General features: G+C 63.0%; 15 protein-coding genes. 12 read left to right on the top strand and 3 right to left on the bottom strand.

Features of this window, described 5'->3' with window-relative positions:
- The first annotated feature begins 1 nt into the window (after position 1).
- From HGP13_RS27200 to HGP13_RS27165, 8 genes are all read left to right on the top strand, one after another.
- Entirely contained in the window at positions 2-784 is a 783-nt protein-coding gene (locus HGP13_RS27200; RefSeq protein ID WP_172231191.1) for an ATP-binding cassette domain-containing protein, read from the top strand.
- Positions 785-916: 132 nt separating this feature from the next.
- On the top strand, positions 917-3385 hold the full coding sequence (locus HGP13_RS27195; RefSeq protein WP_172231188.1) for a glycogen/starch/alpha-glucan phosphorylase: 2469 nt from the start codon (positions 917-919) through the stop codon (positions 3383-3385).
- A 106-nt stretch (positions 3386-3491) separates the two neighbouring features.
- Positions 3492-5705: a 1,4-alpha-glucan branching protein GlgB gene (gene glgB / locus HGP13_RS27190; protein WP_172231185.1), complete on the top strand. Its 2214-nt coding sequence runs from the start codon at positions 3492-3494 to the stop codon at positions 5703-5705.
- Positions 5706-5758: 53 nt separating this feature from the next.
- Positions 5759-7024 carry a glucose-1-phosphate adenylyltransferase gene (gene glgC, locus HGP13_RS27185; RefSeq protein WP_172231182.1) on the top strand — a complete coding sequence of 422 codons (1266 nt, stop codon included), beginning with the start codon at positions 5759-5761 and terminating at the stop codon, positions 7022-7024.
- A gap of 85 nt (positions 7025-7109) precedes the next feature.
- A complete protein-coding gene (gene glgA / locus HGP13_RS27180) occupies positions 7110-8555 on the top strand; it encodes a glycogen synthase GlgA (RefSeq protein WP_172231179.1) in 1446 nt (481 codons plus the stop codon).
- Between the two features lie 3 nt (positions 8556-8558).
- Entirely contained in the window at positions 8559-10187 is a 1629-nt protein-coding gene (locus HGP13_RS27175) for an alpha-D-glucose phosphate-specific phosphoglucomutase (RefSeq protein ID WP_172231176.1), read from the top strand.
- Positions 10188-10386: 199 nt separating this feature from the next.
- Entirely contained in the window at positions 10387-12447 is a 2061-nt protein-coding gene (gene glgX, locus HGP13_RS27170; protein ID WP_172231173.1) for a glycogen debranching protein GlgX, read from the top strand.
- Positions 12447-14105 (top strand): alpha-glucosidase family protein, encoded by a 1659-nt coding sequence (locus HGP13_RS27165; protein ID WP_172231170.1) that lies wholly within the window; start codon positions 12447-12449, stop codon positions 14103-14105. The genes glgX and HGP13_RS27165 overlap by 1 nt, the downstream gene beginning before the upstream one ends.
- Before the next feature lie 48 nt (positions 14106-14153).
- On the opposite strand, the gene HGP13_RS27160 is transcribed toward HGP13_RS27165, so the two are convergent.
- Complete coding sequence (locus HGP13_RS27160) at positions 14154-15923, bottom strand: TadG family pilus assembly protein (RefSeq protein ID WP_172231167.1); 1770 nt, start codon at positions 15921-15923, stop codon at positions 14154-14156.
- Positions 15924-16370 (bottom strand): TadE/TadG family type IV pilus assembly protein, encoded by a 447-nt coding sequence (locus HGP13_RS27155; RefSeq protein WP_172231164.1) that lies wholly within the window; start codon positions 16368-16370, stop codon positions 15924-15926.
- A gap of 284 nt (positions 16371-16654) precedes the next feature.
- Here HGP13_RS27155 and HGP13_RS27150 point away from each other — a divergent pair, with 284 nt between their 5' ends.
- The 4 genes from HGP13_RS27150 to HGP13_RS27135 all read left to right on the top strand — a co-directional run bounded on the left by HGP13_RS27150 (position 16655) and on the right by HGP13_RS27135 (position 22071).
- Positions 16655-18247, top strand: coding sequence for a peptide ABC transporter substrate-binding protein (locus HGP13_RS27150; protein WP_172231161.1), 1593 nt, complete (start codon positions 16655-16657; stop codon positions 18245-18247).
- A gap of 162 nt (positions 18248-18409) precedes the next feature.
- On the top strand, positions 18410-19333 hold the full coding sequence (locus tag HGP13_RS27145) for an ABC transporter permease subunit (RefSeq protein ID WP_172231158.1): 924 nt from the start codon (positions 18410-18412) through the stop codon (positions 19331-19333).
- On the top strand, positions 19326-20450 hold the full coding sequence (locus HGP13_RS27140) for an ABC transporter permease subunit (protein WP_172231155.1): 1125 nt from the start codon (positions 19326-19328) through the stop codon (positions 20448-20450). The genes HGP13_RS27145 and HGP13_RS27140 overlap by 8 nt, the downstream gene beginning before the upstream one ends.
- A 1-nt stretch (position 20451) precedes the next feature.
- Positions 20452-22071, top strand: a complete 1620-nt coding sequence (locus tag HGP13_RS27135; RefSeq protein ID WP_172231151.1) for an ABC transporter ATP-binding protein — start codon at positions 20452-20454, stop codon at positions 22069-22071.
- A gap of 45 nt (positions 22072-22116) precedes the next feature.
- Here HGP13_RS27135 and HGP13_RS27130 read toward each other — a convergent pair whose 3' ends face one another.
- Positions 22117-22461: a hypothetical protein gene (locus HGP13_RS27130; RefSeq protein ID WP_172231148.1), complete on the bottom strand. Its 345-nt coding sequence runs from the start codon at positions 22459-22461 to the stop codon at positions 22117-22119.
- Positions 22462-22591 lie beyond the last annotated feature (130 nt).

Below are 22591 nucleotides of genomic sequence, written 5' to 3'. Positions count from 1 at the left end.
CATGACCCAGGAACCCATCCTTACCGCGCGCGGGCTGGTCAAGCGCTATGGCCGCGTCACCGCCCTGGACAATGCCGACTTCGACCTTTATCCCGGCGAAATCCTCGCCGTCATCGGCGACAACGGCGCCGGCAAGTCATCGCTTATCAAGGCGATTTCCGGCGCGGCCGCACCGGACGAAGGCGAAATCCGGCTCGAAGGCAAACCCGTCGCCTTCAAGTCGCCGATGGAAGCCCGCGAAGCCGGCATCGAGACGGTCTACCAGAATCTGGCGCTCTCGCCGGCCCTGTCGATCGCCGACAACATGTTCCTCGGCCGTGAAATCCGCAAACCCGGCTTCCTCGGCCAGTGGCTGCGCATGCTCGACCGCCCGGCGATGGAAAAGCGTGCCCGCGACAAGCTCACCGAACTCGGCCTGATGACCATCCAGAACATCAGCCAGGCGGTGGAAACGCTTTCCGGCGGCCAGCGCCAGGGCGTGGCGGTGGCGCGCGCCGCTGCCTTTGGCAGCCGCGTGGTGATCATGGACGAACCGACGGCCGCGCTTGGCGTCAAGGAAAGCCGCCGTGTGCTCGAACTGATCCTCGACGTCAAGAAGCGCGGCCTGCCGATCGTGCTGATCTCGCACAACATGCCGCATGTCTTCGAAGTGGCCGACCGTATCCACATCCACCGCCTAGGCCGTCGTCTCTGCGTCATCGATCCCAAGCAATATACGATGTCCGACGCCGTCGCCTTCATGACCGGAGCAAAGACGCCACCGGAGGCAGCGCTGGCAGCCTGACTGCCAAGTTGCCGCAGGCGCTCTTGGTTGCGCAATCGGCTAAATCGATTGAACATCTTGAAAGATGCGCTAGCATGGACTGGGAGGATTGGCGAAAGCCGGTATGATCGGGGCAACCGCACGAGAGGCAGCATGACGCGCGCGATGACATCCGAAACCCTTCCACCACTGCTCGAAAACCCCGATCCGAAGACGCTCGCAAGAGAAGTTCTGATGGCCCTCAAATACAGGGTCGGCAAGGACACCACCGTCGCAACCCAGTACGATTGGCTGACCGCCTCGATCAAGGTCGTGCGCGACCGCATCGTCGATCGCTGGATGCAGGCGACGAAAGAGGCCTACGACCAGCAGGAAAAGCGCGTCTACTATCTGTCGCTGGAGTTCCTCATCGGCCGCCTGATGCGCGACGCCTTTTCCAATCTCGGCCTGATGGACAATATGCGCGAGGCGCTGTCTTCGCTCGGCGTCGACCTCGATCTCATCGCGGCGCTCGAACCCGATGCCGCGCTCGGCAATGGCGGTCTTGGCCGGCTCGCCGCCTGCTTCATGGAAAGCATGGCGACCGTCGACATTCCTGCGCACGGCTACGGCATCCGCTACGCCAACGGCATGTTCCGCCAGGAGATTCAAGGAGGCTGGCAGGTCGAACTGCCCGAGACCTGGCTCGATCACGGCAACCCCTGGGAATTCGAACGGCGCGAACGCTCCTTCGAAGTCGGCTTTGGCGGTTCGGTGGAGTCCATCACCTCGAAGGATGGCCGGCTCGAGCGCCATGTCTGGAAGCCGATCGAGCATGTCCTGGCTGTCGCTTACGACACGCCGGTCGTCGGCTGGCGGGCAAACCGCGTCAACACGCTGCGGCTGTGGTCGGGTATGCCGGTCGATCCGATCCTGCTCGACAAGTTCAACGCCGGCGACCACATCGGCGCGCTGGCCGAAAGCAACAAGGCCGACGCACTGTCGCGTGTACTCTATCCCGCCGATTCCCACGTGGCGGGGCAGGAGCTCAGGCTGCGGCAGGAATATTTCTTCTCCACCGCCTCGCTGCAGGACATCCTGCAGCGGCATCTCAGCCAATATGGTGACCTGAAGTCGCTGCCTGACAAGGCGGCGATCCATTTGAACGACACCCATCCGGCGATCGCGGTGCCGGAGCTGATGCGGCTCTTGATGGATGTCCACGGCATGGACTTCGACCTTGCCTGGGATGTCACCAAACGCACCTTCGGCTACACCAACCACACGCTTCTTCCCGAGGCGCTGGAAAGCTGGCCGGTGCCGCTGTTCGAGCGGCTTCTGCCGCGCCATATGCAGATCGTCTACGCCATCAACGCGCAGGTGCTCTTGGAGGCGCGCGCCACCAACCTGTTCTCGGATGAGCAGATCAGCCGCATCTCGCTGATCCAGGAGAATGGCGACCGCCGCGTGCGCATGGGTAACCTGGCCTTTGTCGGCTCGCATTCGATCAACGGCGTCTCGGCGCTGCATACCGAGCTGATGAAGGAGACGGTGTTCGCCGACCTGCACAAGCTCTATCCCGATCGCATCAACAACAAGACCAACGGCATCACGCCGCGGCGCTGGCTGATCCAGTGCAATCCCGGGCTGACCTCGCTTGCCCGCGAGGCGATCGGCGACCGTTTTCTGGACGACATCGACGCCATCAAAGGGCTCGACGGCTTTGCCGATGATAGCGCGTTCCGGGAGAAGTTCGCGGGCGTCAAGCGGCAGAACAAGGCGCGGCTGGCCAATCTCGTCGCCGACCGGCTCGGCATCAAGGTCGATCCGTCGGCGCTGTTCGACATCCAGGTCAAGCGCATCCACGAATACAAGCGCCAGCTTCTCAACATCCTCGAAGCGATCGCCCTTTACGACCAGATCCGCTCGCATCCCGAGCGCGACTGGATGCCTCGCGTGAAATTCTTCGGCGGCAAGGCGGCGCCCAGCTACCACAACGCCAAGCTGATCATCAAACTTGCCAACGACGTCGCCAGGGTCATCAACCGCGATCCGGCCGTTCGCGGTTTGCTGAAGGTGGTGTTCGTGCCGAACTACAATGTCAGCCTGGCCGAAATCATGATGCCGGCCGCCGACCTGTCCGAGCAGATTTCCACAGCGGGCATGGAAGCGTCGGGCACCGGCAACATGAAGTTCGCGCTCAACGGCGCGCTGACCATCGGCACGCTCGACGGCGCCAATGTCGAGATCAAGGAGTGCGTCGGCGACGACAACATCTTCATCTTCGGCCTGACCACGGCCGAGGTCGCCGAGCGGCGCAACAATGGCTGCAACCCGCGCGCCGTGATCGAGGGCTCCCCCGAACTGGCGCAGGCGGTCGCGGCCGTTTCATCGGGTGTCTTCTCGCCCGACGATCCTGATCGCTACCGCGACCTCATCAACGGCCTCTACAACACCGACTGGTTCATGGTCGCCGCCGATTTCGACGCCTACGCCGCCGCCCAGCGTGATGTCGACGCCGTCTGGCGCAACAGCCCGGACTGGTATGCCAGGGCAATCCGCAATGTCGCGCGTGTCGGCTGGTTCTCGTCCGATCGCACGATCCGCCAATACGCGAAAGAAATCTGGAACGTGCCAGCCTGATGTGATTGCATGAGGCCACGAACAATGTGGTCCCGGTGATGCGGGTTGACTTGCCAACCGCATCGCCAGAAACAAGCACCTGGTGCCCTGGGAGGGACACTGCCTGATGAGGAAACCGCGCGCGACCGCTGCGACAAGCGGGCCGGACGGACTGGCGCCAGCCAGCGATGTTGCGGCGATTGTCGCCGGCACGCATGGAGATCCCTTCGCGGTCCTTGGCGTCCATGAGGTCGGTAAAGGCCTGTTTGCTCGTTGCTTCGTTCCGCATGCCGAGACCGTCACCGCCTATACGCTGACCGGCATCGAGGCTGGTCAATTGTCCCGGCGGGACGATGCCGGCTTCTTCGAAGGCAAATTGTCGATCAAGAAGCGGCAGCCGCTGCGCTATCACGCGCGCAATGCCGGCGGCGACTGGTGGCTGACCGATCCCTATTCGTTCGGCCCGGTGCTCGGGCCCCTGGATGACTACTATATCGCCGAGGGCTCGCACCTCAGGCTGTTCGACAAGCTTGGCGCGCATGTCATCGAGCACGAAGGCGCCACCGGCGTGCATTTTGCCGTCTGGGCTCCCAATGCAAAGCGCGTCTCTGTGGTCGGCGATTTCAACGACTGGGACGGCCGCCGCCACACGATGCGCGATCGCCGCGACACCGGCATCTGGGAACTGTTCGTGCCCGACATCGGCGCCGGGCGACCCTACAAATACGAGATCATCGGACCCGACGGCGTCAGGCTGCCGCTGAAGGCGGACCCGTTTGCGTTCAAATCCGAACTGCGTCCGGCCACGGCCTCTGTTGTCGCTGTGCCGCCGGCGCATCAGTGGGGCGATGAGGCGCACCGCAATTTCTGGCGCAATGCCGATCACCGCCGCGAAGCCATCTCGATCTACGAAGTCCATGCCGGTTCCTGGCAGCTTCGCGACGACGGCACGTTCCTGTCATGGGACGAACTGGCCGACCGGCTGATCCCCTATACGGTCGAGACCGGCTTTACCCACATCGAGTTCATGCCGATCTCCGAACATCCCTATGACCCGTCCTGGGGTTATCAGACAACCGGGCTTTACGCGCCGTCGGCCCGCTTCGGCGATCCGGACGGCTTTGCCCGTTTCGTCGATGGCGCGCACCGCGCCGGCGTCGGCGTCATCCTCGACTGGGTGCCGGCGCATTTCCCGGTCGACGCGCATGGCCTGGCCCATTTCGACGGCACCGCGCTCTACGAGCATGCCGATCCGCGCAAGGGTTTTCATCCCGACTGGAACACCGCGATCTACAATTTCGGCCGTCGCGAGGTGATATCGTTCCTGGTCAACAACGCATTGTTCTGGGCCGAGAAATATCATGTCGACGGTTTGCGCGTCGATGCGGTCGCTTCGATGCTCTACCTCGATTATTCGCGCAAGGCCGGCGAATGGATCCCCAACGAGAAGGGCGGCCGCGAAAACCTCGAAGCGGTCTCTTTCCTGCAGAAGATGAACAAGGAGGTCTACGGCCACCATCCGGGCGTCATGACCATTGCCGAGGAATCGACCTCATGGCCGAAGGTCTCGGCGCCGGTGCATGAAGGTGGGCTGGGCTTCGGCTTCAAGTGGAACATGGGCTTCATGCACGACACGCTGGAGTATTTCGCCAAGGAGCCGATTTTCCGCAAGCACCACCACAACGACCTGACCTTCGGCCTGACCTACGCGTTCTCGGAGAATTTCGTGCTGCCGCTCTCGCATGACGAGGTCGTGCACGGCAAAGGCACGCTGCTGGGCAAGATGGCCGGCGACGACTGGCAGAAATTCGCGACCTTGCGGGCCTATTACGGCTTCATGTGGGGCTATCCCGGCAAGAAGCTGCTGTTCATGGGGCAGGAGTTCGCGCAGCGCCGCGAATGGAGCGAGGCGCGTGCGCTTGACTGGAACCTGCTCGATTTCCGCCCGCATCGCGGCGTCTGGCAGACAGTGCGCGATCTCAACTATCTCTACCGGTCGCGCCCGGCACTGCACGGCCGCGATTGCGAGCCGGAAGGCTTTTCCTGGCTGATCGTCGACGATAGCCAGAATTCGGTTTTTGCCTGGGTGCGCAACGCGCCGGGCGGCAGCCCGGTGGCCGTCATCTCCAATTTCACGCCGGTGCCGCGCGACAATTACCGCGTGCCGCTGCCGAAGGCCGGCAAGTGGCGCGAGATCATCAACACCGACGCATCCGAATATGGCGGCTCCGGCATGGGCAATGGCGGCATTGTCGAGGCAAGGGCGGAGGGCAAGAGCATCTCGGCAACGATGCTTTTGCCGCCGCTGTCGACGATCATGCTCGAACTCATTGCCGACTGAGGCCGGCAAGGCCGAGCACCATGGCGAGACTTGAGTAACTTGGGAGGGTAGAAATGGCAGACTTGAAACGGACCCAGCCGCTGGCACGAGATGCCATGGCCTATGTACTGGCCGGCGGCCGTGGCAGCCGCCTCAAGGAATTGACGGACCGTCGCGCCAAGCCGGCGGTCTATTTCGGCGGCAAGACGCGCATCATCGATTTCGCACTCTCCAACGCGCTGAACTCGGGTATCCGCCGCCTCGGTGTCGCCACCCAGTACAAGGCGCACTCGCTGATCCGCCATTTGCAGCGCGGCTGGAACTTCCTGCGGCCCGAACGAAACGAAAGCTTCGACATCCTGCCGGCCAGCCAGCGCGTCTCGGAAACGCAGTGGTATGAAGGCACGGCCGACGCCGTCTATCAGAACATCGACATCATCGAGGCCTACGGACCGGAATACATGGTCATCCTGGCCGGCGACCACATCTACAAGATGGATTACGAGCTGATGCTTCGCCAGCACGTCGACGCCAATGCCGACGTCACAGTCGGCTGCCTCGAAGTGCCGCGCATGGAAGCGACCGGCTTCGGCGTCATGCATGTCGATGCCAAGGACAATATCATCGCCTTCGTCGAAAAGCCCGCTGATCCCCCCGGTATTCCAGACAGGCCTGAGTTTGCCCTGGCCTCGATGGGCATCTACGTCTTCAAAACCAAGTTCCTGATGGAGCAATTGCGCCGCGATGCCGCCGAGCCCGGTTCGAGCCGTGACTTCGGCAAGGACATCATCCCCCATATTGTCCAGCACGGTAAGGCGATCGCCCACCGCTTCGCCAAATCCTGTGTCCGCTCGACGATGGAAAACGAGGCCTACTGGCGCGATGTTGGCACGGTCGACGCCTATTGGGAAGCCAATATCGACCTGACCGATATCACCCCGGAACTGGATCTCTACGATCGCGACTGGCCGATCTGGACCTATGCCGAGTTGAAGCCGCCGGCGAAGTTCGTGCATGACGAGGATGGTCGCCGCGGTTCGGCCGTTTCCTCACTGGTGTCGGGCGATTGCATCGTCTCTGGCGCTTCGCTGAAACGCAGCCTGATCTTCACCGGCGCGCGCATCAATTCCTATTCGACGCTGGAAGAAGTCGTCATGCTGCCCGACGTTCATGTCGGGCGGAACGCAAAGTTGAAGCGCGTCGTCATCGACCATGGTGTTAGGATACCGGAAGGCCTGGTCGTTGGCGAAGATCCGGCTCTCGACGCCAAGCGTTTTCGTGTTTCCGAAAAGGGCATCTGCCTGGTCACGCAGGACATGATCGACAAGCTGAAGCTCTAGGGGCTATTCCAGGAAAAGTGTGAGACGGTTTTCCCACGGGAATTGCCTGGAAACAAAGAATTGGACAGGATCGGACCATAAACGCATGCAGGTTCTGTCGGTCACGCCCGAGATCTTCCCGCTGATCAAGACCGGCGGCCTTGCCGACGTGACGGGCGCTTTGCCCATCGCGCTCGCCGCCAAGGGCGTGACGATGCGTACGCTCATTCCGGGCTTTCCCGTAGTGATGGATGCCTTCAAGAAAAAGAAGGCCGTCTACCAATACCCGCTCCTGCAGGGCGGCAAGGCTTCGGTCTACGCCGTCCAGATTGCCGGGCTCGACCTGTTCGTGCTCGACGCGCCGCATCTGTTCGACCGCCCCGGCGGCCCCTACGGCAATGCTTCGGGCGCTGATTGGCCGGACAATTGGCGGCGCTTCGCGGCACTCAGCCAGGTCGGCGGTGACATCGCCGGCGGCGCCATCTCCGGCTACCAGCCTGATATCGTCCACGCCCATGACTGGCAGTCGGCGATGACGCTGGCCTATATGCGCTACGGCAAGGCGGTCGGCGTCCCGTCGATGATGACGGTCCACAATCTCGCCTTCCAGGGTCAGTTCGGCGCCGGTATCTTCGGCGAACTCGGTCTGCCGGCGGTCGCGATGGCGCTCGACGGCGTTGAATATTATGGCGGTGTCGGCTTCCTCAAGGCCGGCCTGCAGGCGGCATGGGCGATCACCACGGTGAGCCCGACCTATGCGCAGGAAATCTGCTCGCCGGAATTCGGCATGGGTCTCGACGGCCTCATCAACATGCGCTCCAGTGACCTCTATGGCATCGTCAACGGCATCGACACAGCCATCTGGGATCCGGAGACCGACAAGCATCTGGTATCGACTTATACAGCCGCGACGCTCAAGGCACGGGCGCCCAACAGGGCAGCGGTGGAGGAACGCTTCGGCCTCGACCGCGACGACAGCCCGATCGTCTGCGTCATCAGCCGGCTGACCTGGCAGAAGGGCATGGACATATTGGCCACCGTGGTTGACGGCATCGTGGCGACCGGTGCGCGCCTGGCCATACTGGGCTCAGGCGATGCCGGCCTCGAAGGCGCGCTGCTTGCCGCTGCTGCACGCCACCGCGGCCGCATCGGTGTGGTCGTTGGCTATGATGAGGGGCTGTCGCACACCATGCAGGGCGGCTGCGACGCCATCATCATCCCGTCGCGCTTCGAACCCTGTGGGCTGACGCAGCTTTACGGTCTGCGCTATGGCTGCGTGCCGATCGTTGCCCGCACCGGCGGCCTGGCGGACACGGTCATCGATGCCAATGAGGCCGCCGTTTCGGCCGGCGTCGCCACAGGTTTTCAGTTCGCGCCCAACAATGGCGTTGCCATGCTGCACGCCATCCGCCGCCTCGTCGACGCACATGCCAATCCGGTGATCTGGGGATCGCTGCAGCGCCAGGGAATGAAGGCCGATGTGTCGTGGGACAAGAGCGCGGAAAAATATGTCGAACTCTATCGCCTGCTGCTTTCGAAAAGGGTTGCCTGAAGCATGATACGGACCGTTCCCACCAAACCCTATTTAGATCAGAAGCCCGGCACGTCTGGGCTGCGCAAGAAGGTGCCTGTGTTCCAGCAGGAGCACTATGCCGAGAACTTCATCCAGTCGATCTTCGATGCGCTCGACGGCTTCAAGGGCAAGACGCTGGTGATCGGCGGCGACGGCCGCTTCTACAACCGCGAGGTCATCCAGAAGGCGATCGCCATGGCCGCCGCCAACGGCTTCGGCAAGGTCCTGGTCGGGCAGGGCGGAATATTGTCGACGCCGGCCGCCTCGCATGTCATCCGCAAATACAAGACCTTCGGCGGCATCATCCTGTCGGCCAGCCACAATCCCGGCGGCCCGCATGAGGACTTCGGCATCAAGTACAATGCCGGCAATGGCGGCCCGGCGCCGGAAAAGCTGACCGACGCGATCTTCGAAAAAACCAAGGCGATTTCGAGCTTCAAGACCGCAGACATCGATCCGATCGACATCGACACGATTGGCACCGTCAAAGCCGCCGGCATGACGGTCGAGATCATCGATCCGGTCGCCGACTATGCCGAACTGATGGAAAGCCTGTTCGACTTCGACGCGCTGCGCGAACTGTTCAAGTCGGGCTTCCGCATGCGCTTCGATGCCATGCACGCGGTGACCGGTCCCTACGCCAAGGAGATCCTCGAAAACCGGCTCGGCGCGCCGAACGGCACCTGCCGCAACTTCAAGCCGCTGCCGGACTTTGGCGGCCATCATCCGGATCCGAACCTGGTGCATGCCAAGCATCTCTATGACGAGATGATGAGACCGGATGCGCCGGATTTTGGTGCGGCTTCCGACGGCGACGGCGACCGCAATTTGATCATCGGCAAGGGCATTTTCGTCACCCCGTCGGATTCGGTGGCGATGCTTGCCGCCAATGCCCGCCTGGCGCCCGGCTACAAGGACGGGCTGAAGGGCATCGCCCGCTCGATGCCGACCAGTGGCGCGGCCGACCGCGTCGCCGAAAAACTCGGCATCGGGATCTATGAGACGCCGACCGGCTGGAAGTTCTTCGGCAATCTGCTCGATGCCGGCATGGCGACGATCTGCGGCGAGGAGAGTGCCGGCACCGGCTCCAACCATGTGCGCGAAAAGGACGGCCTTTGGGCGGTGCTGTTGTGGCTCAACATCCTTGCCGCGCGCGGCGAAAGCTGCAAGCAGGTCGTCACCGAGCACTGGGCCGCCTATGGGCGCAACTACTATTCGCGCCACGACTATGAGGAGGTCGAGAGCGACCGCGCCAACGCGCTGGTCGACGAACTCAGGGCCAAGCTCGCTTCGCTGCCCGGCACCAGCGTGCGCGGGTTGAAGATCGCCAAGGCCGACGACTTCGCCTATCACGACCCGGTCGACGGCTCGACCAGCGAGCACCAGGGCATCAGGGTGCTGTTCGAAGGCGGCTCGCGCGTCGTCTTCCGGCTCTCCGGCACCGGCACCTCGGGTGCTACCTTGCGCGTCTATATCGAGCGCTACGAGCCCGACAAGGCGAAGCACGATATCGACACCCAGGTCGCACTCGCCGACCTCATCGCCGCCGCCGACGACATTGCCGGGATCAAGAGCCACACCGGCCGCGACAAGCCGAGCGTGATTACTTGAGGGTGGTGGTGACGGCTTTTCCTTCTCCCCTTGTGGGAGAAGGTGGCCTCGCGAAGCGAGGTCGGATGAGGGGTGCTCCAGCTTGGCGCGCCCTTCGATCCAGATTGCCAACGCCTCGTTCCGTCACGCACCCCTCATCCGTCTCGGCGCTGCGCGCCGATCCACCTTCTCCCACAAGGGGAGAAGGGAAGGCGCACCCGTGACCCAACTCGGCGCGATCATCACCCCCGACGGCATCCGCTTCGCCGCATGGTCCTCGTCGGCCCGTCGCCTCTGGGTCTCGATCTTCGACGGGCAGGGCAACCGCGAAATCGACCGCCAAGAGCTGAAGCCGGAAGGCAACGGCGTCCATACGCTCTTCGTGCCCGGTCTTGCCGCCGACACGCGCTATGGCTTCCGCGCCGATGGCGACTATGCACCCGAGCGCGGGTTGTGGTTCGATCCCGAGAAGCTGCTGAGCGATCCCTACGCCATCGAAATCGACCGGCCTTATGCCTATCACTGGCGGCTTGCCGCGCGGCGCAACGAGGGCGCCGACACCGCGCCGCTGATGCCCAAGACCGTGGCGAAGGCCTTGCCCATTGCGGCGCCTGTGCTACCGCCGCTCTTCCGCCCGGGCGGTCTGATCTACGAGCTGAACATCCGCGCCTTCACCAAGCTGCATCCGGACATTCCAGAAGCGCAGCGCGGTACGATCGCGGCACTTGCTCACCCTGTCATCATCGAGCATCTCAAAAAGCTCGGCGTGTCGGCCGTCGAACTGATGCCGGTGACGGCATCGATCGACGAGCGGCATCTGCCGCCGCTGGGCCTGAGCAATGCCTGGGGCTACAATCCCGTGACCTTCATGGCGCTCGACCCCCGGCTTGCACCGGGCGGGCTGGCGGAGTTGCGCGACACCGTCACTGCACTGCGCAAGGCCGGCATCGGCACCATCCTCGACCTCGTCTTCAACCACACCGGCGAGAGCGACAGGCTTGGCCCGACGCTGTCGCTGCGCGGCCTCGACAATCAGGCCTACTACCGACATCTGCCGGATGGCAGGCTGGTCAATGACACCGGTACCGGCAACACCGTCGCCTGCGATCACCCGGTGGTGCGGGACATGGTGCTCGACACGCTTCGCCACTTTGTCCGCCATGCCGGCGTCGACGGTTTTCGCTTCGATCTGGCGCCGGTGCTGGGCCGCGTCGACGGAACATTCGATGCCCAGGCGCCGTTGTTTAAGGCGATGCACGAGGACACGCTGCTGGCCGATCGCGTCTTGATCGCCGAGCCCTGGGACATCGGGCCGGATGGCTACCAGCTTGGCAATTTTCAGCCGCCCTTTCTCGAGTGGAACGACAGGTACCGCGACGATGCCAGGCGCTTCTGGCGCGGCGATGCCGGCGCGGTTGGGGCGCTGGCGACGCGGCTTGCCGGCTCGTCGGATGTCTTCAGTAGGGCTGGCCAGCCGGCCAGCCGCACGGTCAATTTCATCGCTGCCCATGACGGCATGACGCTGGCCGACATCGTCCGCTATGAGCGCAAGCATAACGAAGCCAATGGCGAGCAGAACCGCGACGGCCACAATGAGAACCTGTCGTGGAACGACGGCGTCGAGGGCGAGACGGACGATGCGGCGATCATCCGCGCCCGCTTCGACGATCAGTGCGCGCTGCTTGCCACGCTGTTTGCCTCACGCGGCACAATCATGCTGACCGCAGGCGACGAGTTCGGCCGCAGCCAGAACGGCAACAACAACGCCTACGCGCAAGACAACGCCATCACCTGGCTCGATTGGGCAGGTCGTGACCAGGCGTTGGAGCGCTACACAGCGGCGCTCGGCATGCTTCGCCGCGCCGTCCCCGTGCTGTCGGACACGCAGTTGCTGACAGGAGAGCCGGCCGATGCTTCCGGCATCCCAGACGTCACCTGGTTGACCGAGACCGGCATGCCACTCGCCGACACGGATTGGAACGATCCCGCTCGACACCGCCTCGTCATGCTGCTCGGCGATGCAGGCGGCGGCCGCCTTGCCGTCATCGTCAATGGCGACCGTCGCCAATGCGTGTTCACCTTGCCCGCACGGGATGGGTTCCAATGGCAGCCCGCGATCGAAACGCAGCCGATCTACCTTGCGCGGCCCCTGCCGGGCCGCAGTGTCAATTTCATGACAGAGCATCGGATCGAAAAGTGGCCCCCGGTTTTCGATGAATCCGATGTGAAAGAAAATAGTTCGCGTCGGGCCGCAAAGGGCCGCGCCGGGAAGGGTTCGTAATGGCCGATAACAATGCCAGCCCTTGGGCCGATCCGGGGGCCGGGCAGGGGACCGAATGGTGGCGTGGCTGCGTCATCTATCAGGTCTATCCGCGCTCCTTGCAGGACACGACCGGCAATGGCAGCGGCGATCTCAGGGGCGTCACGGCAAGGCTTGCCCACATCGCCTCGCTCGGCGTCGATGCCGTCTGGCTGTCGCCCTTCTTCAAGTCGCCGATGGCCGACATGGGCTACGACGTGTCGGACTATCGCGACGTCGATCCGATGTTCGGTTCGCTTGAGGATTTCGACGCTCTCGTCGCCGAGGCGCACGGGCTCGGTCTGAAAATCGTCATCGACCAGGTGCTGTCGCACTCATCCGACAAGCACGAGTGGTTCATCGAAAGCCGCGCCAGTCGCGACAATCCCAAGGCGGACTGGTACGTCTGGGCCGATACGAAGCCCGATGGCAACGCACCCAACAACTGGCTGTCCGTCTTCGGTGGCCCGTCCTGGGAGTGGGATTCGACCCGCCGGCAATATTACATGCACAATTTCCTCGCCTCGCAGCCAGATCTGAATTTCCACAATCCGGAGGTCCAGGATGCGCTGCTGGACACTGTGCGCTTCTGGCTGGAGCGTGGCGTCGACGGTTTCCGGCTCGATACGGTCAACTATTATGTCCACGACCGCTGGCTGCGCAGCAACCCGCCTTTGGCGTCGAGCGTCGCCGGCACCAACTGCGAGACCAACACCTACCTCTACCAGGAGCATCTGTTCGACAAGACGCAGCCGGAGAACCTGGCTTTCCTCAGGCGCTTCCGCGCATTGCTCGACGAGTATGAGGACCGCGCCGCGGTCGGCGAAATCGGCGATGAGGGCCGCTCGCTGCAGACCCTGGCCGCCTACACCTCCGGCGGCGACAAGCTGCATATGTGCTACACCTTCGACCTGCTCGGTCCACAATTTTCGGCGGCGCATGTGCGCGGCTGTGTCGAGGCCTTCGAACATGCGGTCGCCGACGGCTGGGTCTGCTGGGCATTCTCCAATCACGACGTGGTGCGCCATGTCAGCCGCTGGACAGGGCCGGACGGCGATGCCGACGCGGTGGCAAAATTCTCGATCATGCTGCTAGCCTGCCTGCGTGGCTCGATCTGCCTCTACCAGGGCGAGGAACTCGGCCTGGAGGAGGCGGAGCTTGCCTATGAGGATCTGCGCGATCCGGTCGGCATCCGCTTCTGGCCGGGCGTGAAGGGGAGGGATGGTTGCCGCACGCCGATGGTCTGGGAAGCCGGCGCCGACAATGCGGGTTTCTCGACTGGCAAGCCCTGGCTGCCGGTCCCCGACAGCCATCGCTCCCGCGCCGCCGATATGCAGAACGGCGACGAGCAATCGGTGCTGTCCGCCTACCGCTCAACGCTCGCCTTGCGCCGGCGGCATCCAGCGTTGGTCAGCGGTTCGATCCGCTTTCTCGATGCCGAAGGCGATGTACTGGCCTTCATCCGCGAAGGCGGCGGCGAGAGGCTGCTCTGTGTCTTCAATTTCGCGAGCGAGCCGGCGAATTGGCCGTTGCCCGGGGATACCGGAGCAATTGCGGCTGTCTCGGGTGGCTCCGCTGCCGTGGAGGAAGAGACGCTCGCGCTGCCGGCACTCGGTTGCTTCCTTGGCCGGCTCGACTGACGGCTCGATGGTCTGTCGGCCAAGCGATCCGCCTGGTCGCAAGATGCCCTACTGAACCAGCACCGCGCGTCCGCAGGTCGCCCCGGTGACGCGCACATCGGCCTGGCCGACACCGACACCCAGGGCGGACAGCACATTGTAGAGCAGGTCGTCGACAGGCGCCGTTACGGTGTTGAGCACCGCCACCACCGCGGGTTTGACCGTTCCGAGCAGGGCGGTGAGGTCGATGCCGAGACCAAGCACACCGACCGAAAGCGACAAGTTGTTGACCAGTGACGTGGTGAGCGACTGCGAGATGTTGCGCGTCGAAACGGTCTTGATCGTCTTGTTGGCGATGTCGGTCGCGTTGAAGGTCAGGGTCTGCGGGCTGTTGTTGGTGATCGCGACCGCGGCCGAACCCATTACCTGGATCAGCGGGATGTTGATCAACAGCAGATGGAGGCTGACATCGGCGATCTCGGCGTCGGTGAAGGTCTGCGGTTGGCTGAAATCGGCGAAGCCGGAAGGATTGTTGCTGTTGGCCAGGTTCAGCTGGGCAATGCCGGGGTGTGCGGCAATGGAAACACTGATGCTGGAAGGCCCTGTTGGACAGGTGATGTCGGTCAGCTTCGCTTCGGCATAGGCAACTTCCACATTGAGCGGCAGATTGACGGCCAAGAGGCTGATGCCGCCGCCAAGGCCCGACGTGCCGACGCCTACGGAGGCCGTCAGTTTGATGCGCGTCTGGGCCGTCCGCACGGTGGTGCCGATGCCGTCGATCGCCAGCCAGGGCGAGGATTGCGCCGGCTCGCCAATGGCAATGGCGAGCTGGGTGGAGAGCAGCCCCGGGATGGTGGCGCCGAGATTGATCGCGGCCTGGTTGGCGCCGTTCGCGAGCACTGCGGCGGCGGTCAGCATCCCCATGGCGCTGGCGTCGACGCCGAGGCCGGTCGGCTGTTGACCGAGGCCCAGGCTGCCGACCGAACCGAGGTCGATGAGACTGCTGAGCGGAATCTTGACCGTGCTGGTCGACTTGGAAGCGATGGTCTGCAGGGCGACCTTGGCCGTATTGCCGAGGCCGGGAACATTGGCCATGGCGGTGGCGATCTGGCCGACGGTTGCCTTCGAGGCCAGCACGTCCGAATAGGTGCCGGCCGTGATGTTCAGCTGTGTGGCCAGCGCACTGATGAAGGAAAGCACGCTGACATCGGCCGAGATCAGCCCGTTATAGTCCATGACGCTGAGCGAGATGTTGCCGCCGAGGAGCCCGCTCAGAAGAGCGTTGAGGATGCCGCCATTGACGCTGAGCAGTCTCGATCCGACCGAGAATGTCGCCTGCGGCGTCATGCTGGCCGTGGCTTGGGTACCGATGACCGGACTGGGGATGAGCGAGCTGGCGAAATAGCGGGCGGGGATCTTCGTCAGCGTGACACGCACCGCATTATAGGGTGTCACGCCTGCCTGGAAGCGCTGGGTGACATTGGTGGTCGTTGAGGCATACCGGCCTTGCGTGACCGTCACCACCGTCTTTCCGACAGCTGGGGCAATGGTCTGGCCCGAGGCTTGAACGACGACACCCGGCATGCCGTTGTCGGTGAGCGTGGTGACGACCGCCGTGTTGACATTGTTGATGTTCGAGGCCGCGGTGATCGCTGCCAGGTCGACCATCGCCTGGGCTTGCCGGCGCTCGGTGTAGATCGAGGCCTCGTCGATGGCCACCGCGGCCAGCGCCAGCGCGACCGGCGCGATCAGTGCGGTCATGACGGCGAAGTTCGCTTTCCTGTCGCCCACCATCGACCGTGCAAGCCGGCCGATGCCCTTGCCCGCACGCTGCAGCATTTAGATTCCTCCGACCCTGATCGTTGACTGGCGCGTGATCGTGGTCCCCGGCATCGCTATGCCCGGGAAAAGATTCCAGATCGGCAGGTTGCGGGCATCGTACGAGATGGACACCACGAACTGACTTCCATCGGCCACGCTGTCATTGGCCTGGTAGGTCAGTTTGCTGGCGTCCACGAAGGGGTATCCGCCGGCATTGTTGGTGAGGTAGCTGGCCACCAGCGTCTGCCGCTCGGTCTGGTTCAGCCCGGCTATGGCTGTCCGGGCGGCATCGGCCGCGATCTGCTGAATTGAGTTGGCAGCACCAAAATAGATGCCGTATGCAACCATTCCGAGAATAAGAAGGATAAAGAGCGGCGACAGCAGAGCGAACTCGACCGCCGAGGTTCCCGAATTGTCCGTTCGGTATGCGCGCTTTCGGACCCGGGAAATGAGGTTCTGAACCATGCTAACAGCATGCCAAAGGTCGCATGCAGAAAGCGAAAACTCCGGGTGCAACCTGAGGGTGCACGCAATTGAAAATGCCGCTCTAATTTAGCCGTTGCTTCTTCGATTATAAGGATTGACTTAGGGTCAATCAGTACTCGGTTGAAAAGAGCTTACCTCCTGTCTAGTCTCCTGCCACCAGCTGCCGGAGGGAACCGGCGGCGCGCTCAAAAGGGGCCAGACATCGGTTCCGGGGCGTCAACACGAAAAGGCGCGCCGACGGCCGCGCCGACAGGGAGAACTTCATGCTGAAAAACATGCTGAAGGCGACGGTATTCGCCACCACCATGGCGGTAGCCGCCGGCGCATTCTACACGCCGGCCTTCGCCGAGAGCGTCTATAACAGAGGCACCGCCGCTGAATCGGAATCGGTCGACCCGCACAAGACCTCGACGGTCTATGAAGCGAATGTCTTGCGTGACCTGTTCCAGGGCCTTGTCATGCAGGACGAGAAGGCTAACCTCATCCCGGGCGCCGCCGAAAGCTGGACGGTATCGGACGACGGCACCGTCTACACCTTCAAGCTGCGCAAGGACGGCCAGTGGTCGGACGGCAGCCCGGTGACGGCTGACGACTTCGTCTACGCCTTCCACCGGCTGGAAGACCCGGCGACCGGCGCCGAATACGCCTCGATGCTGTATCCGGTGAAGGGTGCGGAGGACGTCAACACCAAGAAGGGCAAGCCCGAGGACATGGGTGTCAAGGCGATCGACGCCAACACCCTGGAAGTGACGCTGAAGGCGCCGACCCCTTACTTCCTGGAGATGCTGACCCATCAGGCGACCTATCCGGTCAGCAAGGCTTCGATTGAAAAGCTCGGCGCCGACTGGATCAAGCCCGGCAATCTTGTTTCGAACGGCGCCTATACGCTGGCCGAATGGGTTCCCAACGACCATATGAAACTGGTCAAGAATCCGAAATTCTGGGATGCCGCGACCGTCAAGTTCGACGTCGTCAACTACATCCCGACCGAAGATCGTTCATCGGCGATGAAGCGCTTCGAGGCGGGTGAACTCGACAGCTATGACGATCTGCCGACCGAACAGCTCGCCGATCTCAAGACCAAGTTCGGCGGCCAGATCCATGTCGGCCCATATCTCGGCACCTACTACTACGCGATCAAGACCGACAAGGCGCCGTGGAACAATCCTGAATTGCGCAACGCCATCTCGATGGCGATCGACCGCGACTTCATCGCTGAAAAGGTCTGGCAGAACTCGATGCTGCCCGGCTATTCCATGGTGCCTCCCGGCATCGAGGGCTACACGCCGGCTATGGCCAAATACGCCGACATGCCGCAGATCGACCGCGAGGACGCGGCCAAGAAAATCCTCGAGAAGCTCGGCTACACGCCCGAACATCCGCTGAAGATGGAAATCCGCTACAACACCTCGGAGAACCACAAGAATACCGCGGTCGCCATTCAGGAGCAGCTGAAGCCACTCGGCGTCGATGTCACGCTGCTCAACACCGACACCAAGACCCACTATTCCTTCCTCGAGCAGAAGGGCGACTACGACGTGGCGCGTGCCGCCTGGGTCGCCGACTACAAGGATCCGGAAACCTTCCTCGGCATCTCGCGCAAGGCGAGCGGCAACAACTACTCGAACTACAACAGCGCGCCATACGAAGCGGCCATGGACAAGGCGGCCGCCGCCGGCGGCAAGCCCGAGGAGCGCATGAAGGACCTCTCCGAGGCCGAACGCATTCTCGTCGACGATGTCGGCCAGATTCCGCTTCTCTACTACAGCTACCACGACATCGTTTCTTCGAAGCTGCATGGCTTCGTCGACAATGTGATGGACGTCCATCCGTCGCGCTTCGTCAGCAAGGACTGATCCCTGGCCAAGCCGCCGCGCACTCGGTGCGCGGCGGCGCTGGTTTGCCATCGCATCGGCCGGGAAGCGCAATCGATTTTCGGAAAATCCGGTGCGAAGATTTGAAGGCTGGAGCACAATCATCCGACTGGATGGGCGTGTTCCGGATCAAGTGGGGCACCTATGCTGCGATACGTATTCCGGCGGCTTTTGACCGCCATCCCGACGCTGTTCGTCATCGTGACGATGGCGTTCTTCCTGATGCGCGTCGCGCCAGGCGGGCCATTCAACCAGGAGCGGGGGCTGAGCCCCGAGATCAAGGCCAATCTTGAAGCCCAGTTCGGCCTCAACGATCCGCTCTGGCTGCAATATGTCCACTATCTCGGCAATCTCCTGCGCGGCAATTTCGGCCCGAGCTACAACATGCCGGATTTCACCGTCACCGAACTGTTCGCCAAGGGCCTGCCCATTTCGGTCCAACTCGGTGCCTCGGCGCTGATCCTGGCGCTGCTGCTCGGCTCCGTGCTCGGCACCGTTGCCGCGCTCAACCAGAACAAGCTTGGCGACTATACGGTGATTGCGCTGGCAACGGCCGGCAGCACCATCCCCACCTTCGTGATCGCGCCGCTGATCCAGCTCCTCTTCGGGTTGACCTGGAAGCTGCTGCCGATCGGTGGTTGGGGCGATGGCGCCTTCATCAACAAGGTCGGCCCGGTGCTCACCCTTGCCTTGCCGCAGATCGCCATCGTTGCCCGCCTCATGCGCGGCTCGATGATCGAATCGCTGCGCTCCCATCATATCCGCACGGCCCGCGCGCTCGGCCTTTCTGACTGGTCGGTGGTGGTCAAGCACGCCCTGCGCGGCGCCATCCTGCCGATCGTCTCATTCACCGGTCCCGCCGCGGCGGCCTTGCTGACCGGCTCAGTCATCGTCGAGACGATCTTCTCCATTCCAGGCGTCGGCCGCTATTTCGTCGATGCCGCGCTCAACCGCGACTACACGCTGGTGATGGGGACAGTGGTGGTGATCGCCATCTTCACTATCGTCTTCAACCTGATCGTCGACGTCATGTACGCGGTCGTCGACCCGAGGGTGCGCTATGACTGATATCGCAGCCGCGGCAGCTCCCGCCATCGTTGGCCGTTCGCTCTGGGGCGATGCCTGGGCGCGCCTCAAGGCCAACCGCGCCGCCATGTTCAGCCTCTACTATCTCGCTTTGATCGGGCTCGTCAGTGTGTTCGGCCCCTGGTTCGTGCCGCACCAGTACACGACCATCTATGCCGACTATGTCCGCATGCCGCCAAGCCTGTCGGCCTACCCGAAGCCGGAGATGATTCAAGGGGCACTCACGGACGCCATCAAGCGTATGCGGGTCGACCTCAAGGAGTGGCATCAGGAAGGCAGCCGAGTCACGGTCACGGTCACCTCGACCAAGCCGGTCGATGATCGCAACATCCGCTACCTCGACCGTTCCGATGCCTTCGACGACACCAAGATCGAGAGCAAGTCACCAGACGGGCTCGAGGTGACGATGAGCACGTCGGTCAAGCAGCAATACTTCCTGTTTGGCACCGACAACACCGGCCGCGATCTTCTCTCGCGCACGCTGATGGGCGGGCGCATCTCGCTCGCCATCGGCCTGCTCGCCGGCGTCGTGGCGGTGGTGATCGGGGTGATCTATGGCGCCGCCGCCGGCTTTTCCGGCGGCAAGATCGACGAGGTGATGATGCGCATCGTCGATGTGCTCTACTCCTTGCCGTTCATCTTCTTCGTCATCATGCTGGTGGTGTTCTTCGGCCGCAACTTCGTGCTGATGTTCCTGGCCGTGGGGGCGGTGCTGTGGCTCGATATGGCGCGCATCGTGCGTGGCCAGGCGCTGTCGATCCGCCGCCAGGAATATGTCCAAGCAGCGGAAGCCATGGGCGTCGGCCAGCGCGGCATCCTGCTGCGCCATGTCATCCCCAATCTGCTCGGCCCGGTGGTCATCTACATGACGCTGCTGGTGCCGCAGGTCATCATCCTGGAAAGCTTTCTGTCGTTCCTCGGCCTCGGCGTGCAGGAGCCGATGACCAGCTGGGGCGTGCTGATCTCGGTCGGCGCCAAGAACATCGGCACCGCCAACTGGCTGCTGCTGTTTCCTGCCTTCTTCCTCGTCTCGACGCTGTTTGCGCTGAATTTCGTCGGCGACGGCCTGCGCGATGCGCTCGACCCAAGGGACCGCTGAGATGGAAACTCCCGAAACGATCCTCAGCGTCAAGGATCTGCGTGTCCGCTTCCGCACGCTCGACGGCGCGGTCGAGGCGGTGAAGGGCATCAACATCCACGTCAACGCGGGCGAGACCGTTGCCGTGGTCGGCGAGTCCGGCTCCGGCAAGAGCCAGACCATGATGGCGGCGATGAGCCTGCTGGCTTCGAATGGCGAAGCCACCGGCAGCGTCGACTATCGCGGCCGCAACCTGCTGACGCTGAGCAAATCCGACCTGAACAAGGTCCGCGGCGCCAAGATCAGCATGATCTTCCAGGAGCCGATGACCTCGCTCGATCCGCTCTATTCGATGGGCAACCAGCTGATCGAACCGATCCGCCGGCATCGCGGCCTGAATGCCGCCGAGGCACGCGAGGAGGCGCTCAAGCTTTTACGCCTCGTGCATATTCCCGATCCCGAGCGGCGGATGAAATCCTATCCGCACGAAATGTCCGGCGGCCAGCGCCAGCGCGTGATGATCGCGATGGCGCTCGCCAACGATCCCGACATATTGATCGCCGACGAGCCGACGACGGCGCTCGATGTCACCATCCAGGCGCAGATCCTGATGCTGCTCGCCGAACTGCAGCGCAAGCTTGGCATGGCGATCGTCTTCATCACCCACGATCTCGGCATCGTCCGGCGCTTCGCCGATCGGGTCTATGTCATGCGCCAGGGCGAGGTCGTCGAGGAAGGCGGGGCGGAAGCGATCTTCGCCAACCCGCAGCACGCCTACACCAAGATGCTGCTCGCGGCCGAGCCGACCGGAACCAAGGCGCCGCCGCCCGCCAATGCGCCTGTGGTGCTGGAAGGCCGGAATGTCGAAGTCACGTTCAAGATTGGCGGCGGGTTCCTTGCCGGTGAGGCGCTGATGCTGCGTGCGGTCGACGACATTTCGATCCGGCTGCAGCGCAACCAGACCATCGGCATTGTCGGCGAATCCGGATCGGGTAAATCGACGCTCGGCCGGGCTCTGCTGCGGCTGCTGCCGAGCGATGGGCTCATTCGTTTCGGCGATCGCGACATCTCCCAGGCCGACCGGCAGCAGATGCGGCCGCTGCGGCGCCAGATGCAACTCGTCTTCCAGGATCCGTTCGGGTCGCTGTCGCCACGCATGACCGTCGGTCAGGTCATCACCGAGGGGCTCTTGGTGCATGAGCCAAACCTCTCGGGCAAGCAACGCGACCAGCGCGCGGTCGAGGCCTTGCTTGAGGTCGGCCTCGATCCCAACGCCCGCAACCGCTACCCGCACGAATTCTCCGGCGGGCAACGGCAGCGCATCGCCATTGCCCGCGCCATGATCCTAAAGCCAAAGATGGTGGTGCTGGACGAGCCGACCTCGGCGCTCGACCGCTCGGTTCAGAAACAGATCGTCGAACTGCTGCGCAAGCTGCAGGCCGACCATGAACTATCCTACCTGTTCATCAGCCACGATCTCTCGGTCGTGCGCGCCATGGCCGACTACATCATCGTCATGAAGCAGGGCAAGATCGTCGAGCAGGGGCCGACAGAGGCGATCTTCAGCAATCCTCAGCACGTCTACACCCAGACGCTGATGGCCGCGGCGATCGATGTCACGCGCTTCCGGCTGAGCGCGTGAGACGGCGCTTCAGGTAAATAAATCATCGTGGCGGCGTGCGTTTGCTCAACCCGCCGACCTCTGGCACTTGCGTACGCGCGCGGCCGCAATGGCATCCTGCTGATGCTTCAGCCGGTCGATCCTGGCGGTCTCACGGTTGGCGACAGCGGTCTTCACCCGCGAGCCGCCAAGCAGCCAGCGCGGAACGCTGGTGTTGGCGACCTTGCCGCGGGTGATCGCGGTTTGTGAGATCTCGCCGGCGTTGGTCCCGAGCGCGCTGTTAAGCTCGGTGCAGCTCAACGTGTCGTACTTCGACGGATCGACGGTTTTGCCGATCGACGAGCAGCCGGCAACGAGAAGTACCGCAATCAGCAGAACCGGTGCCGAGGTCGTCGTCGAGATCAAATTCATGTCCTCACCAAGCTCGCCGTTTCACTGGCTCCACCATAGCCATCGAATAATCTGGAGCCGACGGTTATTTCGTAAAAGTTTCGCTTGCAACGAAACGCTACGGGCGCTTGACCACACAGGGGTACAGCCG

The organism is Mesorhizobium sp. NZP2077 (genome assembly GCF_013170805.1).
Classification (GTDB): domain Bacteria; phylum Pseudomonadota; class Alphaproteobacteria; order Rhizobiales; family Rhizobiaceae; genus Mesorhizobium.
The sequence above is the reverse complement of the archived record's forward strand: the minus strand, read 5'-3'. Positions and strand labels throughout refer to the sequence as shown.